Genomic DNA, 15,520 nt, shown 5'->3' on the forward strand with positions numbered 1-15,520 from the left:
TCCTTGTTCTCATGTCATCCGTGGGTGCGCCCGAACCAGCGCTGTAGGCGGCTGGGTGCGGGGCGGCGAAAAATTTCCAGCAGATCGCCGACGCTGCATGTGCGCTTGTCACTATCGAACGCCAGGGCAGTGCGCAGGGCTGGCCAGCCGTGGGCGGGAAAGCTCGCCGGGCATTGCAGCTCGTTGTCCAGGCTCATGGCCTTGGCTTGCTTGGAGCTCAGTCGGCGGAACGGGTGCTTGCCGCTCGCAAGCTCGAACAGCAGGCAGGCAAGCGCGTAGATATCGCTGGCGGCGCTGGGCTCGGCGCCGTCCAGTAGCTCCGGCGCGGCGTAGCGTGTGGTCCATGCCTTGAAACGGTTGCGGGACAGGCGTGGCAACGTTTTGAGAGACCCCTCGATGGGCTGACCGAGCCCGTAGTCGAAGAGGCGTAGCCCGTCCTCAGCGAGTATCACGTTGCTTGGTTTGAGGTCGCCGTGGATCACGCCCCGGCTATGGGAGTAGTCGAGCGCCTCGAGCAACGGTACGGCGATTTCGTTGAGTGCTTCCGTGACCAGCCCCTCGGGACGCTCGCTAAGGAGCTGGTCGAGCGTCGGCCCTTTGAGCAATTCCAGCGTGATGAAGGCCCGTTGACTCAGGGTGTCCACATCGAACCCGAACAGGCGCACGACATGGCGATGGCTCAACCGGGCGGTCAGCGCGAACTCGCTGTATAGCAGCGCGTGGGCGTCCGGATATTGCGCAAAATCATCGCTCAACGTCTTGAGCGCGACGTACGGCTCCGGATCTCCAAACTGCTCGCGCAGCAAATCCCGCGCCCGATATACCGCTCCCATGCCACCGACGCCTAGCAGTCGTTCGATCAGATAGCGCCCAGCCAGCACCTCCGGTAGCACCCCCGACGCAACGGGGTTGGTCTGCGGGCTCGGCATAGCGGGAGCGCTGGCTGTGGCCGCAAAGGCGAAGTAGGTGAGGTCCGACGCCGGCTCGGCGCGCAGGGGCTCGCTCATAGCCGGATTACCACTGCGCTCAGGTTGTCTCGACACGGACCGTCCATGGCCTCTTCAAACAGCCTTTGCAGGGCGAGGCCTGTGGATGGCGCATTGAGCGCTGCTCCCAAGCTGTCCGGTGACAGGCTTTGGTAGAGCCCGTCGCTGCATAGCAATAGGGTGTCGCCTGGATAAACATCGAACTCGAGGATATCCAGTGTCAGTTGTTCGCTGGCGCCGATGGCGCGGGTTAGGGCGTTTGCGGCTGGGTGACGCGCGGCCTCTTGCGGACTCAGGCTCTGCTCGTCGATCAGCTGTTGTAGCAGCGAATGGTCGCGCGAGAGCTGATAAAGCCGTCCGCGGCGCCAGAGGTAGCAGCGGCTATCGCCAGCCCACACGCAGGCGGCACGGTCGGCCTCCATCAGCAGCGCGACCACGGTGCTGCCAATCACCGGATCGGGTCGATCTGCCGTGACCGTCAGTTCTTGCCCGAGTCTGCGGTTGAGGTCATGCAAACAGCGGCGCAGAGCGACCAAGCGCTCCGCCATGCTGCCTTCGGGCAACGCGGCGAGCTGCTCGACGATCAGGCGGCTGGCGAGCGCGCCGTTGTGGTGGCCGCCCATTCCATCCGCCACGACCCAAAGGCCTTGCTCGGGGAGGTCGAGAAAGGCGTCTTCATTGCGTGCGCGGACTTTGCCCGTATCGGTCCGCGCGGCGCTGCGCCAGCGGTACGCCAGGCTCGCAGTGGCTGACATTACAGGGTCGCCGGAAGTTTGAAGTCGCGCAGCACGGCGATATCGAACGGGTTCGGCGAACGCTGGCTGTGTAACAGATAGTTGGCGTTGCGGCCGCCCAGATTGGCCTTGAGCATCAGCACGTCGCGACCGCTGTGGTAATCGACCTGCATCAGGTCCAGCAGGCGGAATAGCGACCAGGGGCCGGTGTTCTTCTCGATACCGACACGGCGCCCGCCCAGTTCTTCGACCACCAGGCTGGTGCGGCCTTCCTCTGCGTCGGCTGGCCAGCTGAAGGCTGTCTGCACGATCGGGCCGTGGCGGTATTCCATCTGCTGATTGCCAAAGCGGAAGTCAGCGCGACCCAGGCTCGAATCCAGCGAGTAAGGCTCGAGCTTGAAGCGGATCTGCGGCTCGTTCGGATTCTCTGCGAAGAAACTGCGGCGGATGGTTTGCGCGTTGCTCATCTGCGACAGGAACTCGCGTGACAGGGGCAAGCCACGGCCGTCGACTCGACGAAGCTGATATTGGCCAGCGCTCCCGCTGACGAACGCCTTCAGGTAGCGATCAAAGAACCCGTCAGCCACGCCTTGCGCCTTGAAGAACTCCCGGAAGTCAGCAATAGCGACGTCGCTCTCGCTGTGTGCGCTGAATGGATAGCGCTGGCGTAGGGAACCTTTGTAGAACGCGTACAGTTCGCTCTGGTAGCGCTGGTTGAGGTAGTGGTAGGCGTCGTTCAGGACCAGCGTCCAGCTGTCTTCGGCGAGCAGGCCGAGCCAGTTGCCGATCGGTTGCGGTAACCGGGCTGCGCTGGCTCTCAACTGGTTGATGGCATCACGCTGACCCGCCATGCGCGCTTTGGCGAGTTCAAAGGCCGCCTGATCAGGCGCACTGGCGTGGGCCAGACTCGCCAGTTGCAATTGAAGCGCATCGAGGGCCTGTAGGGTGGGAACAAGCTCGGCGCTGGCGCCTGCATTGTCGTCGAGCAGGCGATGCAGCGGCTCGAAGCGGCGCTCGAGTGTTTTGCGCGCCGTGTCGGGTACGTTCTTGGCCAGTGCGGCCTGGGCCTGCTCGGCAGCGGCTGATGCGAGCTTGGCGGCTTTGCCCAGCTTGCCGTTGGCGTTTTTGAGAGCATCGGCTGCGTCCACCGCTTCGCCGGCGGTCTCGACTGCGCCGGCAAAGCGGGTGTTGTCACGGACCTCGACAAGCAGTTGCAACAGCGGCGAATTAGCCGCGGACAACCCACTAAGCAGCACCGAGCCCTGGCCGGCACCCGCGATAGGCTCCAGCGTCAGCTGGGCGACCGCTTCGCTCCAATAGTTGGCGTAATCCCGGAAATAGAGCTGCTCCATCTCGACCATCAAGCGGCCAAGATCTTTCAGACTCAAGCTGTCGCCTTCGCCGAGCACCCAGTTATCGCGCAGGATCTCGCGCACCAGCTCGCTGCCCTGGGCGACGTAGAATTTCTGATAGCCGTTCTGGGTATAGAAACCAGGAATGGTGTAGTCGCTGCCGCTGAATAGCGCACCTTGCGGTCCGAGATGCTGACTGAACCGGTAGTCAGGCAGGCTACGAGCCTGATCGCGCAACATGCGGTAGACGACATTGGCCAACGATTCGCTGCGCAACACCTGACGTGCCTCGGCGACGAGTTGGTCGTTGAGCGCGTAAGGCGCGAAGCCGTCACCGAGTAACCGCTCAAAATGGGTGTTTAGGCCGTTCTGCGCAACGGCATTGCCGGCGTAACGCAACGACCAATCGGCGGCTACCCAATCCTTGAGGAAACCGTCGTCGCGACGCTCTTCCAGGCTGAGCATCAGGTAGGCGCGCAGGCTACCAAGCAGGCGCTCTCGATCAGTCAAGTTGGCGCGTATCTGAGCTTCGAGCTGACGCGCAACGCGAGGCAGTAGCAGGGTTTCCAGCTCACGGCGGTAGGCCCGGTGGACGGTGGGATCAACTACCTCACCTTGGTAAAGCCCGCCGCGCTGCAAGTAGGACACGTCAGCCTTATCCGGAAACACCTGAGTAGCCGCATAGCTCATATCCAGCGCCTTGAGCGTACGCAGTGCGTCATCTTCAGCCGTGATGCCCTGATGCTCGCGGCCCAGCTGGTCAGCGAGGCCGCGTAACTGCTCAAGCCGTTCATGGTTGTTGGAGAAGCCATTGGCCCAAAGGGCGCCGAACAGTGCCAGGCAGGCGAAGCTCGCGGCATACAGGGCGCGCTGGCCCCAATCGATGCGGCGTACTTCCTTTTGATCGAGACCGGCGAGGTCGGCTTCGGGGAAGATCACGCGGCTGAGCAAGTGATTGATAAAGCGAGCACGTCCGCTGCGGAATGTTGGCAACGCGCTGCTCGACAGGCCGAGGTTGCGGCCAATGCCGCTGGTGAGCGGATCGAGTCCACCTTGGAGTTGCGGCGCACTGGTGAGGTAGAAACCGCGCAGTTGGCTGGCCCGCTGGTAGCGGTTGCCTGAGAATGCTAGCTCGACGAACAGGCATAAACGCTCGCCAATCTGGCCAAGCTGGTGCGGGAAATCAAGGATGCGACCCCTGCGCTGGGTGTCGCGCTCTTGGTGCATGCGCAGGATGACCTGGCTGTTGAGTCGGCGCAGCAGTTCCTCGAATTCGCTCCGAACGACGTTGACGTCGGTACCGTCCTGCTCCTTGCGGAAGCTCGCGCCGAGCACCTGATCGCTTTCCTCGCGCGAGAGCTGATCAAAGAACTCGTCGAAGCCAAGCACCTTATCCGCTTTGCTCAGCACCAGATAGACCGGCACGTCGGCGCCAAGGCGCTGGTGGATCTCGTGCAGGCGCTGACGGCTCTGGCGCGCCAGCGTTTCGAGCTCCAGTTCGCTCGAATGCAACAGTTGCTCGACCGGAATGTTGATCAGCACGCCATTGAGCGGGCGTGCACGGCGGCGGCGCAGCAGGCCGAGTAGCGTTTCCCACGCCTTGCCATCGACACCCGAGTCGGGCTGCGTCAGGTAGCGGCCGGCGGTATCGATCAGCACGGCATGGTCGGCGAAGTACCAGTCTGCATAGCGGGTGCCTGAGACATCCTTGGTCAGTCGCTGGTTTTCACCGCGGTTGAGCGGAAAGTCCAAGCCGGAAAAATCCAGCAATGAGGTTTTGCCGCTGCCTTGAGGACCGAGCAGCAAATACCAGGGCAGGTCGTTGCGCCATTTCTCGCTGCGGCCGCGGTACAGGCTCGAACTCTTGAGGGTACGAACGGCGTCGCGGTAGCGCTGGCTCAGGATGCCTTGCTCTTCGCTGACCAAGCCTTCACGGCGAAGCCGCTCCTGAACCTCTTCGTCGCTGGCTTCGGCCTGCTTGCGACGAGTGCTATGCCAGCTGGCGAACACGATGAACAGGCCCCAGACCAGGCAGAGGCCGGCAATGGTCAGCAGACGACTGCTGGATGACTCCCAAAACTTATAGTCGTTTATCGCCAGCAGTGGCCCAACGAGCCACACGAGCAGGGCCAACACCAGCAGGACGCACAGGCTCCATACCCAGGTCTTGCGGAAAAACGCGGCAAGCTTGCCGAAAAAAACCTTCATGGCAGTACGTCCTTGTTACGGCTTGGGCTCGACCCGAACGGTCGGATCGACAGGTTGATACGGTTGCAGTACGGCATCGCGTTGTTCACCCAGCACCCAGGCGAAGCCCGCATACAGCGTTACCAGGCAGATCAATGTGAACAGCGCGACCAGCCACCAGGGCACGATGCGCACTAGACGCCGACGCGTATCACGTAGTCCCTGCCAGTGCGGCGATACCTCACGCGGCACGTCGCCGCGCAGCTGGCGGATCTGCCGGTAAAGGCTGTCGCGTACCGCTTCGAGCTCGAGCATGCCGCGTGGCATCACTCGGTATTTGCCTTCGAAACCCAGCGACAAGCACAGATACATCAGTTCCAGCATCGGCAGGTGCTTGACCGGGTTGCGTGAGAGACGCTCGAGCAACTGAAAGAACTTCTCACCGCCGAAGGTTTCGTTGTGGAAGCTCGATAGCAGACTCATCTGCGACCATTCGCTCTCGTTACCCCAGGGTGTGGTGACCACCGCTTCGTCGATAGCGGTGCATAGCACGTAGCGAGCGGCCATCACCTGACTGCTCTCGGCTCCGTCGTGCAGGGCGCGGTGCTCGAACAGCTTGAGCTCACCAGACAGGCGCTGGTTGAGGGCGTGCAGGTCTTCGCCTTCATAGCTGTGCTTGAGCCGCACGACTTCCGAGAGCAACGACGATGCTGCTGCGACAAGCGGGTTGAGGCTGATATTGAACGTCTCGGCCGGACGCAGCCGCGCGGCATAGATCATCCGCTCTTCAAGCTGCTCGAATTTCGGCGGTGTGCTGAAGTCAGTCAGCGGGCTCTGTGCCGGGGCGTCGCCGTGGCGATTGAGGATGACCGTCTTGTCGTCCTGTGCGTAGTCCATTTCTCTGATCATGTCGGTCAGTTCCTGATCGCCCAGAGTTTCAGCTCAAGCCCGGTAAATTCACCGGACACATGGAAGGCGAAGCCGCCAGAGCGTTCCAGTTGCGCCAGCTCCTCGGAGCTGAGCTCCAACGCAAAGTAGGTCTTGCCGGAATGAAACGGGATCTGCCGTGGCGCGACGGGCAGTGGCTTGACCTTGATTCCCGGCAGATGAAGGTTGACCAGCTGGCGAATACGCTCAACCGGACCAACCTTGAGGTGGGCCGGCAGGCGGGTGCGCAGCTCTTCGGAGTCGCATTGGGCGCTGGCTGCGAGCACGAACGAGGCGCTGCCGAGCAGCTTGTGGTCGTGCAGTGGCGAGACCTGAATGCCGTATTGACGCTGTTGCAGAAGCAGCTCGATGGCGTGCTGCTCGAGCACCATCGACAGCACTTGGCGAATCGCATCCATCAGCTTGCGGAACGACAGTCCCTGGTCGTTGTGCAGGTAGCGGCCATCCAGGCGAGGTCGTTTGGTCTCGCTGGAGAACGTCGCCAGCTCGCCCAGCAACCCCAGCAGCTCACGGTAAATGTGTTCGGGATGGATCCGGTCGATGCCCATGTAATGGCGTAGCACGGGCTCGTAGCGGTTGATCAGCTGCAGCATCATGAAGTCACCGACTTCCGCTCCGCCGACTTTACCGGTGGCGCGAATACGCTCTGCCAGGATGTCGCCGCGATGGCCGAGCATGCTGATCACTTCTTTCAGGCACGACAGCAGGTAGCTGGACGCCTGAAAGTCGATAAAGGTAGGGATGTACTCAGGGTCGAGGCTGATCACACCGTCCGGCGTGGTGTCGAGGATGTCGCAAAGCTTGAGCTTCACGTAAGCCTGATCGCTCTGCTGCTCGCCCAGCAGCAACCGAAAGTCCGGACGGCCGGTGCTGACTTGGCTGCTGCTGTTATCGCCGGCGTTGGAGTCGGTGACTTCTTCGTCGAGCGCGGTGTAGCGCGCCAACACGTCCTTCTGCTCAGGGCGGCGACTCTCGATGTGGTTACCAGTGACAAGCGGTAAAGCCAGATAAACCGGCGTGTTGCCAGTGTTGGGCGGCACGTCCAGGGCCAGCGGCTCACGCTCAGCACCGATCTCGAAAAGGCTGCCATCTGGAAGCAGCCCACTCGCCTGGCTGAGCACGAGCTTGCCCATGTTAAGGAACTGACGGTCGATCTCCAGCTCAAAAAAACCCCAGGCGTAGTGACCCAACTTCTGGGTCCGCTGCTTGAGCTGCGCGTCGTAATAGCGGTCGCTTTGCTGGAAGTGCTGCGGACGCAGCAGCATGCCTTCCTGCCATATGACTTTGTTCATGCTCATCGATCAGTCTCCCTTCACGAGCGGATCGATGACCTTGATGCCGTGTTCATCGAGCTTTAGCTCGATTCGGTTCTGCGCTTTGTGTTGAAGAGGAATGACGAAGCGCCAGCTTGATTCGGGTAGATCGCGATAGGCGGCCAGCACGCCAACGTAGCGGCTACCGTCCTGAACAAACAGCTTGAGGTCGCGCTGCTCGCCCGGTCGCAGTTCCAGCTCTTCCTGAATGACAAGGTCCGGGGTCAGTGCTTCCTTGGGACGTTGGTAGAGCGAAAAAAAGTCAGCGTTCTCGAAGGCCACCGGATGCTTGAGTTCCAAGAGGCGAATCACGACAGGCGAAGGGCGGCCGTTAAGGTCGGGGTTGAGCTGGTCGCTGCCCTGCAGGGACAGGTCCAGCTTGGTCAAGTCAGAGTTGGGCGAGAGGGCAGAGCAGCCACTCAGAACGGCAAGCGCCGCGAGCGCCGCGGCGGGAAGAAAGCGAGACATGAATATCATCCTTGAAGGTCTGTATTGAGCGTGGCGATCAGCCGGGCCTGCTCCTCGTAGGCCTGGGCGAAGTCACGAGCGAACAACCGTTCGCTCCAATCGTCGTCGCGTTGCATCGCAGAATGCAGCCGCTTGAAAGCACGCCAGCGGCTACCGGAAGTGGACACAAGCGGCTTGTTATCACGCTCGAAGCGCAGGGCTAGCTGATCGGGTGAAAGCTGTTCAAGGATGCCTTTGACCGCGGCGCGACTGGCGGCCAGCATCGCAACCTGGTGCGCCTGAAGATCACGGTAGGCGCGCCCCATGGCCTGTTCGGCCGGCAGCTGTCCCGGCTTTCCACCGCGCAGCAGAAGAGTCAGCGCTTCCCCGCTGTCGATGCTGTGTTTAAGTGGGTTGTTGCCGGCACTCTGCACGGTGGTCAACGACAGGCGCATCTCGTTTTTCAACTCGCCGCGGGTACGCAGCGCCTGCTGCAAACCGCCGACGCTCTGCTTGAGCAGGCTCGCCGCTCTGAGCGCCAGCGCCTGGCGAGCTTCTTCGTCGAGGTCGTCCAGGCTGACGCCGAGCGCCTCGCCGAAGCGTGCCCAGAAGTCCGGCGGCAGCCGCTCGGGTCCAGGGGCGGCTTTGGGTTGCACAACCGCTTTGGGCATTACCAGTTCGGGAACCTGAAGGCTCTCCTCATCGATCTGCGCGTAGTCGCGCTGCTGGGCCTGGGCGCGTGGCGGAGCCAGTACGGCGGTCAGGTCGTCGACCTCGGCATAGACGCGCTCCTGCTGCTCCATGGCGGTCAGCGGGTCGAGGTCGAGGAAGGCGTCGTCGGGAATGATGCTGCCGGCCGGCTGTGGGCGCCCAATGTCGCCTTCGAAAGAAGCGGGATTCTGGATCAGTCGAGCACGTATCTCGAAGTCACCCAGGCAGTAGACGCTGCCATGCTCGATCCGCTGCGCCCGGCCTTTGTCCAGGCTGGCGCCGGTGTCCTTGAGCTGAATGCCGTTGCTGCTGGTGTCGGTGAGAAAAAACGCGCCGTCCCGGTAGCTCACCTCAGCGTGACGGCTAGACAACACACGTTTGCGGTCTGGGATGACCCAGTCGCAATCCTCCGCACGGCCGATGATGCCGCCGGCCTGCTTGAACGTCTTGCTGCTGATCAGGCCTGGCGCGAATTGCTGAGCACTGACCATATCGAAAACCAGTTCCATGGCCTCTTTCTCCTGGTGGATCAGTTACTGCGGGTAGGCGCCTGCGGATCACCCAAGGGGCGATACTCGTCGTCGTTGAATGTGTAGTTACCGGAGCAACCGGCAAGCGCGAGGGATGCGGCGAATAAAACGAGGGCGCAATAGCGGGCTAGCACGCGATTTCCTCCTTGAAAGCGTGTGGGCAGACAGCCGCGCGGCGCCGAAGCGCGGCGCGAGACTCAGGCTGAGCATTGAAGTTCACCCGGCTGTCACGGTGGGTGAACGAGGTCACGAAACCGGGCGGGGCTGGCTTGGAAACGAGAGGTGGGGCTATAAATACCGGCGCGAGCCAGGTGCAACGCTATTGCTTTACAGGCTAGTAAGACGGACATCAGGCTGACCGCAGGAATTAGAGCTAGCTTTCGCGATCAGCTAGTGTGCACCGCTAAAGCAGCGGAACGCTTCCCGAATGTCTGTTTCCAAAGCGACGAATCGCCCGTATATATCTAATGTCTAAGCGAGCGCAGGCTTTGATGTGCTCTGGATTTGAGCTAGCTCTGCTGCCTTGCGATTTGAAGCCAAGGCAAGCCACTGCTCAATCAGACTTGAGATATCGTCCCGCCGCCAGAGATCGCCAAAAACATCTTGAGCGATCAGCTTACGATCTGCTTCGTTCAACAGCCGTTGTCGGGCACGGTTCAGCGCATCGCGTTGCTGGGCACTTAGCTGGCGAACTGCAGTAATTCCATCGCTGTAGAGTTGCATCAGCTCCGCGTCTGTTTTGTTGTAGAAGCGGCTATCGTGGCGCAATCTGATCTCGTGTCGGAATTCGACAAAATTGCGTGGCCGCCAGCTTGCCAGCTCCTTTTCGGCGTTTCGTATAAGCCTATCGATGTCCGTAATTTCCGTACGCGTGAACAGTGCACCACCGCGCTCCGTAACGCTGCTATACCAGCGCAACATGGTGGTAAGCATGGCCCGACTATAGCCGCTGTCGCTTGAGTGCTCGGAAAACGAGGCTAGCTGACTAATGAGCGCGGCGCGCTCAGGCATATCGTCTTTCAGGTTCAGAGCACCGGCGTAACGGGCGCAGGCTTGCTCGTCGATAAGCGCGCAGTTGGGCTGCCACATAACGGCACTTGCACTGCCACTGCCCGGTTTTCGTGTCGCGAAATGGCGTTGTTCGCCATGATGTTGATAAGGGTCGCCTTGCAGGTTGAGCAAGCCCCCTAGAAGTAAAGAAATGCCCATCGCTGGGGAGCTAAATAGCGCGACGACTCCAGCCGCGGCGAGCTTCCATTCTGCGTCCATCCATATGAACGGAACCCCGGGAATTGGATCGTTGTGGTTTACCAGACGATGATGTGTAAGTTCGTTGGCGCTTTGGACAAACGCTTGATCGGCAGCGCGTGGGGCGCCGTACGTATAGAGCTGCGTATCTCTAGACCAGTTCGAGTTTATCCATGCAGACAGAAGCAGCGCGACCGCACCGCCTAGACTATGTCCACAGACGATAATGGTCTGCCCCATGTAAAAGGCTTCCATATAGCGCTCGACGAATTTCTTGGCTGCGCTGAACGCGTTATAGAAGCCTCGATGCGCTTGTCCAGTACCTTCTTTGAACGGCACCTGTCGTGCGTCGGCGTCAAGCAGGAAATCCTTTATCCCAAGGGTGCCACGCACGGAAATCAGCATCACCTTATCGTTATGGGTGATGAAAGCCTGAGTGTCGGATTGCTCGTGATGCAGAAAGTGCACATCTTCCGGATTGCGCCACCCCTTCGAGGCTTCTTTTTGATAACGCTCCGGATCGTACGGCATAATTTCCAAACGCTTGGAATAAGGTACTTCCTCATACAGAAGGTGATAGCTCGCTTCACCAAAGAGCTGGGACTTTTCTAGGCGAGCCAGCTGTTCGCGCAAGACGTGCCCTATCGAGCCCGGATTGGGGTAAGGAGGTGGGTTTGAAGCGTAAGGTCTTCCTGGTTCCCGACGCGTACTGAACGGGGCGTAAGCGAAGGCACCCATCACCGCCAGATGATAGGCGTTCAAGGCACAAAACTTTTTGTCCCTCGAGAGCAGCGGGCTGTATGCGCGAAGCGCTTTGACTTCCAGCAAGTGGTAGGTATCCGGTGCCAGAGCGATCCCCGGGTGACATTGTGCAATGCCCGCGTTGCACTTGAGCTGGGCCGTTGGACGAGGTTCCCAAGCGAGATCGCGCTCCGGCAGGTGGCCCGTGGCTTCGGCGAAATCGCTGACTTCCACCCTGAGGAATCTAGCGCATTCCCTTTTAGCCCGAGCTTCCGCTAAGAAAGTTTTCCCATCGGAGCGACGGGGGCCGGAAGGCGACTGTTCTGCCGCTATTTGCAGTGCCGTTAAAGGGAGCCTGAAGTCTTCGCGGCTTGATATTGCCGTGTACCATGCATCGTTTCCTGAGTAGCCCTCCGATAGCTGGAGTACCGCCACCCCAGGATAGAGCTGTGATACTTCAGCGTACCCATCCTCATCTAGGTGGCCTGCGTATGTTTGCCCTTGGCTATCGTGCAGCTGATAAGCAAGCCCAGCATATGGTTTTCCAATTCCGTGCTCGTTTACCAGCCGAAAACTAATTCCTTTTTGGCGGTTAGGGCACTCTAGACTGACGGTGCTTGGCGAAAAGTCCATCCGTTATTGCTCCGTGCAATTTGGGAAAACGGAGCACACGCGGCCGTTCATCTTAAATGTGCGAAATTGAGGTGGTTCTGTGCAGCGTTCTTCGTAATCAGTGCCCCACCGCCCTGTGCAAGGTTTCCAACCATGTTGTGTTTTTAACCAATACCCTCGTAGGTATGGTTTGTATGTGGTACTGATACTGATATCAAGCTCTACGGTTTTATTTGTTAGTTCGCTAATTGCAAGATGGGCTCCAGCCCCGTTACAGCTCAGCAGCCTACTGACCTCACCTTTACGGGAATATGCTTTGCTAAGCTGAAACAGCCATATACATTCAGCCGTCTTGCTCAATCTTCCGTTGCCATCGAATCGCGGCGCACCTTCCGGCAGCGTGTCGACCAGCTCCAGCCCTCCATTGTCGTAGGTGCGTTGCCAATCCTTGTCGCCGTAGCGGCCGTTAATAAACAGGCCTACGCGCGCCAGGCGCATCTCGCAAAGACCGTCGCGGTAGTTGACCGGTATTCTGAATCGATACGCGTGAGGGCTGTCTTCGAAGTCACTCTTAAACGAACGCGTGCGGGCGCGGCCGTTGCATCCGTTGGCGACACCATAGTGCGCCTGAGCCTCTAACGCGAAATCGGCCGGTAGTTCGCCCTCCAAAGTAAAAGTATCGGCGCCGACCGAGCCGAGCGTGCTGCAACCGCTGAGCAGGAGGCCGAACAGTGCAGGCCATGCGTGAGCAAGCATGAAGCAGCTTCGGGAAAGAGAAGAAGTCATTTGATCAATCTCGTGCAGACTGGCTTGAAGTCAGCACTGAGCTGACTCGCGAAAAATGCGCTTCTGGCGTTTCCCGGTCGGCTGGCAGCCAGGCAGGATGCTCGGCCAGTTCGGGGTCGAGCCCGTAGCGGAGCAGAAAGTGCAGTTGCGGCTCGCTGTGCCATTGCCATTTCTTCGCTTTGTCGAGTTGATGGTCCAGCCAGTCGCTCACCACCCGGGTTTCGGCGAGCCGAGTGGTCGCCTGCGTATGGTTCTGCCATAGCCACAGCTCGAGGTTGTGGTGCGCCACAGCACGTTGTACCTGCTCGGACTCTGGGATGGACAGCCAAGGTTTTTCGAAGGGCTCGCGGTACTCCCCTGGCTGCTCGTTATCGAACCATTGCCAGTCCTGACCATCCCAGCAGAGCGCGCTGGCCAGTGGACCAAGCAGCAGAGGACGTTGGGACGCGTCCAGTTCGCCGAGGTGACGCGCGACGATGCGGTTGTCCTGGAACCGATAGAGCGACCGTTGCCCCTGTTCGTCGGCGAAGATGCGGGCTTGCCAGTGTTGCGTGAGCGCCGCGAGGTCTGCGTATTCGACGCTGGCGAGCCAGCCCCAATTCTGTTCCGGTGCGTCGGTGAGCGGTGCTAGCTGCGTGAGGTTCAGCTCGTTCAGCACTATCAGCCAAGGGCCCACGCTGGCCATCTCGGCGACCTCGGTGCCCTGGTAGAGATTGGCGTAGCTGTGCACCAGGTCCGCTGAGAACAGACGAGGCAGCGGAGCGGGCTCTGCGAGGCTATCGATAACGAGCAGCAGCTGCCTCTGTTCGGCCTGTTGCGCGCTGAGCCAGTCTTCAACCGTTTTGTTCATTGTCCCGCTCCAATCTCACACATCCCTTCCCTGCATGCTTCGCAAATCGGGCAGCGGCTGGCGCCGATTTGACGAGCTTTTCGTGCCAATTGCAGCTGGGTGTTGGCCAGCGCGAGCCTGGGTTTCGCTCCAGCCCTGTCCTTGTCGGCGGCCCGCGGAATTCGGGGAATGAGGATGCTTATGCCGGAGCCTTTGCCGGGCGTGCCACCGGAATTCATCTTGATTGTCGCGCCACTCAACGTAACGCCGCTGGGATCGAGTTTAAGGAAGCTGCCGCCGCCTGACGCGGTGAGCTCCATGCCCGCGTCGATGACGACTTTGCTGCCGGCGAAGTAGTGGATTTCGTCTCCCGCCTCGACGAACTGCCCCGTGCCGATCTTCACGTGCTGGCTGTTGCCTACGGTGAGGTGGTCGTTGGCGCGGGTTTCGGTCTTGCGGTCGGCGTGGGTGGTGCGGTGTTCTTCGGCTTTGAACTCCGTGTAGCTGTTGGCCACGACGGTGTCGTGGCGCTCGTGGCCGACGCGGATCTTCTGGTCGTGCTCGATGTTCTCGTCCCAGTCGCGCTGGGCATGGAGGTAAATCTGCTCCTGACCTTTGCGGTCTTCGATGCGCAGTTCGTTGTAGCCGTCTCCGCCGGGGCTCGATAGCGTCTTGAAGACGCTGCGGGTCTTGTTCGCCGGCAGGTCGTAGGGGACGACATGTCCCTTGTGGTACAGGCAGCCTGTAACCAGAGGCTGGTCGGGATCGCCTTCTAGGAATGTCACCAGCACTTCCATGCCGACCCGCGGAATGGCGATGCCGCCATAGCGGTCGCCAGCCCAGCTTGAGCTGACGCGCAGCCAGCAACTGGTTTTGTCGTCGGCCTGGCCTTCGCGATCCCAATGGAACTGGACTTTTACGCGACCGTATTCGTCGCAGTGAATTTCTTCGCCTGCTGGGCCGGTGACCACGGCGGTCTGGCTGCCAAGCACCTTGGGCTTGGGATGCTTCAGGGCCGGGCGAAAGGGGATGTCCCAGGGCGTGGCGATAAAATGGTTGCGGTAACCCTGGGTGAAACCGTCACGGGCGAGGCTATCGCTCGTCACCGATTCCTCCAGTACCTGCGGTTGTTTACCTTCGTGGTGAATTTCATTGAGCAGCCAGAGCTGGTTCCAGTCGCTGCGCGGGTGCTCGTTCATGGCCAGGAAGTGGCCGGTGATCATCTGTGGTTGGTCACTCTCACCCTCAGCCAACTCGTAGTCGCTCCGGTGGCGTTCCAGAGCGCGTTGCGACAGGTGCTTGCCGTGGGGGCGCTCGGTGAAGCGGCCGGGGTAGTCGTAGTCTTCCAGGTCCGGTTGGAATTCGCTCTGGAAGGCCCCTTCCATAATCAGGCGCGGTTTCTCGAAATCGTAGTCGCGCCGGGTGACGCGGCTGGTGCGGGTCTCGATACGCAGGGCGAAACGTTTGATCACCGGTTGATCGGCAACCAACCCGGAGTCCTGTTGATAGGCAACCGGCGCGAGTTTGGGAAAGCCCGTCTGGTCGTCGCCAAAGACCAGTACATGGCCGGCGGTGCTGTGCTGGAAGTGGTAGTGAATACCTTCTTCTTCGCACAGGCGCTGGATGAAGTGCAGGTCGGTCTCGTCGTACTGCACGCAGTAGTCGCGCTCGGGGTAGACCGAGCCGAGGGCGAAGCGAAAAGCGTTGGCCTGGATACCATGCTCTTCAAGCACTTGGCTGATGATCTTCTCAACCGTCAGGTGCTGGAAGATTCGCTGGTTGGTGCGGTGACCCAGGTAAGCCAGGTGCGGGCGCAGGGTGACGTGGTAGCGCGTCAGGCGCTTACCGGAATCGCCCTGAGCGACGCGGTAGATCACGCCATGGATGCCGGTGCCGGCCGGTGAGAGGGCGAGGAAGGCCGGCTGATGCAGCATGCTTTCCAGCTCCAGATCGGGGCGTTCGCTGACCAGCTCGAGCTCGAAGGCGAAGGGCTGCGAAAGCGCTTCCCGGCCCTTGAATTCCAGAACCTGTAGATCGTGCACGATGCCTTCGATTGCGAGGCTGAAATGGGTGTCGTTGGCCGGGTTGAACATGTG

12 protein-coding genes are annotated in these 15,520 nt (G+C 60.5%); all 12 read right to left on the minus strand.

Annotated features, from left to right (window positions below):
- Positions 1-14: 14 nt before the first annotated feature.
- On the minus strand, positions 15-1,007 hold the full coding sequence (locus M1D78_RS00375) for a serine/threonine-protein kinase (RefSeq protein WP_437421946.1): 993 nt from the start codon (positions 1,005-1,007) through the stop codon (positions 15-17).
- Entirely contained in the window at positions 1,004-1,741 is a 738-nt protein-coding gene (locus M1D78_RS00380) for a PP2C family protein-serine/threonine phosphatase (protein ID WP_437421947.1), read from the minus strand. The genes M1D78_RS00375 and M1D78_RS00380 overlap by 4 nt, the downstream gene beginning before the upstream one ends.
- Positions 1,741-5,280, minus strand: a complete 3,540-nt coding sequence (gene tssM / locus M1D78_RS00385) for a type VI secretion system membrane subunit TssM (RefSeq protein WP_437421948.1) — start codon at positions 5,278-5,280, stop codon at positions 1,741-1,743. The genes M1D78_RS00380 and tssM overlap by 1 nt, the downstream gene beginning before the upstream one ends.
- A 15-nt stretch (positions 5,281-5,295) precedes the next feature.
- Positions 5,296-6,168, minus strand: a complete 873-nt coding sequence (gene icmH, locus M1D78_RS00390; protein ID WP_437421949.1) for a type IVB secretion system protein IcmH/DotU — start codon at positions 6,166-6,168, stop codon at positions 5,296-5,298.
- 5 nt (positions 6,169-6,173) lie between these two features.
- Positions 6,174-7,505 carry a type VI secretion system baseplate subunit TssK gene (gene tssK / locus M1D78_RS00395; RefSeq protein ID WP_437421950.1) on the minus strand — a complete coding sequence of 444 codons (1,332 nt, stop codon included), beginning with the start codon at positions 7,503-7,505 and terminating at the stop codon, positions 6,174-6,176.
- A 3-nt stretch (positions 7,506-7,508) separates the two neighbouring features.
- Positions 7,509-7,988 carry a type VI secretion system lipoprotein TssJ gene (gene tssJ, locus M1D78_RS00400; RefSeq protein WP_437421951.1) on the minus strand — a complete coding sequence of 160 codons (480 nt, stop codon included), beginning with the start codon at positions 7,986-7,988 and terminating at the stop codon, positions 7,509-7,511.
- 5 nt (positions 7,989-7,993) lie between these two features.
- On the minus strand, positions 7,994-9,187 hold the full coding sequence (gene tagH, locus M1D78_RS00405; RefSeq protein ID WP_437421952.1) for a type VI secretion system-associated FHA domain protein TagH: 1,194 nt from the start codon (positions 9,185-9,187) through the stop codon (positions 7,994-7,996).
- A 20-nt stretch (positions 9,188-9,207) separates the two neighbouring features.
- Positions 9,208-9,342: a type VI secretion protein gene (locus M1D78_RS00410; protein ID WP_437421953.1), complete on the minus strand. Its 135-nt coding sequence runs from the start codon at positions 9,340-9,342 to the stop codon at positions 9,208-9,210.
- A 337-nt stretch (positions 9,343-9,679) separates the two neighbouring features.
- On the minus strand, positions 9,680-11,431 hold the full coding sequence (locus M1D78_RS00415) for a lipase family protein (protein WP_437421954.1): 1,752 nt from the start codon (positions 11,429-11,431) through the stop codon (positions 9,680-9,682).
- Positions 11,432-11,833: 402 nt separating this feature from the next.
- On the minus strand, positions 11,834-12,595 hold the full coding sequence (locus tag M1D78_RS00420; RefSeq protein WP_437421955.1) for a hypothetical protein: 762 nt from the start codon (positions 12,593-12,595) through the stop codon (positions 11,834-11,836).
- A gap of 4 nt (positions 12,596-12,599) precedes the next feature.
- Entirely contained in the window at positions 12,600-13,445 is an 846-nt protein-coding gene (locus M1D78_RS00425; RefSeq protein WP_437421956.1) for a DUF4123 domain-containing protein, read from the minus strand.
- Complete coding sequence (locus M1D78_RS00430; protein WP_437421957.1) at positions 13,442-15,517, minus strand: type VI secretion system Vgr family protein; 2,076 nt, start codon at positions 15,515-15,517, stop codon at positions 13,442-13,444. Before M1D78_RS00430 ends, M1D78_RS00425 begins: the two co-directional genes overlap by 4 nt.
- Positions 15,518-15,520: the final 3 nt, after the last annotated feature.

The sequence above is a fragment of the Pseudomonas sp. SA195 genome (assembly GCF_054131565.1).

Bases quoted from the DNA above. Each gene is read 5' to 3' on its own strand.
- M1D78_RS00375 (WP_437421946.1), bottom strand. From the start codon at position 1,007: ATGAGCGAGCCCCTGCGCGCCGAGCCGGCGTCGGACCTCACCTACTTC.
- M1D78_RS00380 (WP_437421947.1), bottom strand. From the start codon at position 1,741: ATGTCAGCCACTGCGAGCCTGGCGTACCGCTGGCGCAGCGCCGCGCGG.
- tssM (WP_437421948.1), bottom strand. From the start codon at position 5,280: ATGAAGGTTTTTTTCGGCAAGCTTGCCGCGTTTTTCCGCAAGACCTGG.
- icmH (WP_437421949.1), bottom strand. From the start codon at position 6,168: ATGATCAGAGAAATGGACTACGCACAGGACGACAAGACGGTCATCCTC.
- tssK (WP_437421950.1), bottom strand. From the start codon at position 7,505: ATGAGCATGAACAAAGTCATATGGCAGGAAGGCATGCTGCTGCGTCCG.
- tssJ (WP_437421951.1), bottom strand. From the start codon at position 7,988: ATGTCTCGCTTTCTTCCCGCCGCGGCGCTCGCGGCGCTTGCCGTTCTG.
- tagH (WP_437421952.1), bottom strand. From the start codon at position 9,187: ATGGAACTGGTTTTCGATATGGTCAGTGCTCAGCAATTCGCGCCAGGC.
- M1D78_RS00420 (WP_437421955.1), bottom strand. From the start codon at position 12,595: ATGACTTCTTCTCTTTCCCGAAGCTGCTTCATGCTTGCTCACGCATGG.
- M1D78_RS00425 (WP_437421956.1), bottom strand. From the start codon at position 13,445: ATGAACAAAACGGTTGAAGACTGGCTCAGCGCGCAACAGGCCGAACAG.
- M1D78_RS00430 (WP_437421957.1), bottom strand. From the start codon at position 15,517: ATGTTCAACCCGGCCAACGACACCCATTTCAGCCTCGCAATCGAAGGC.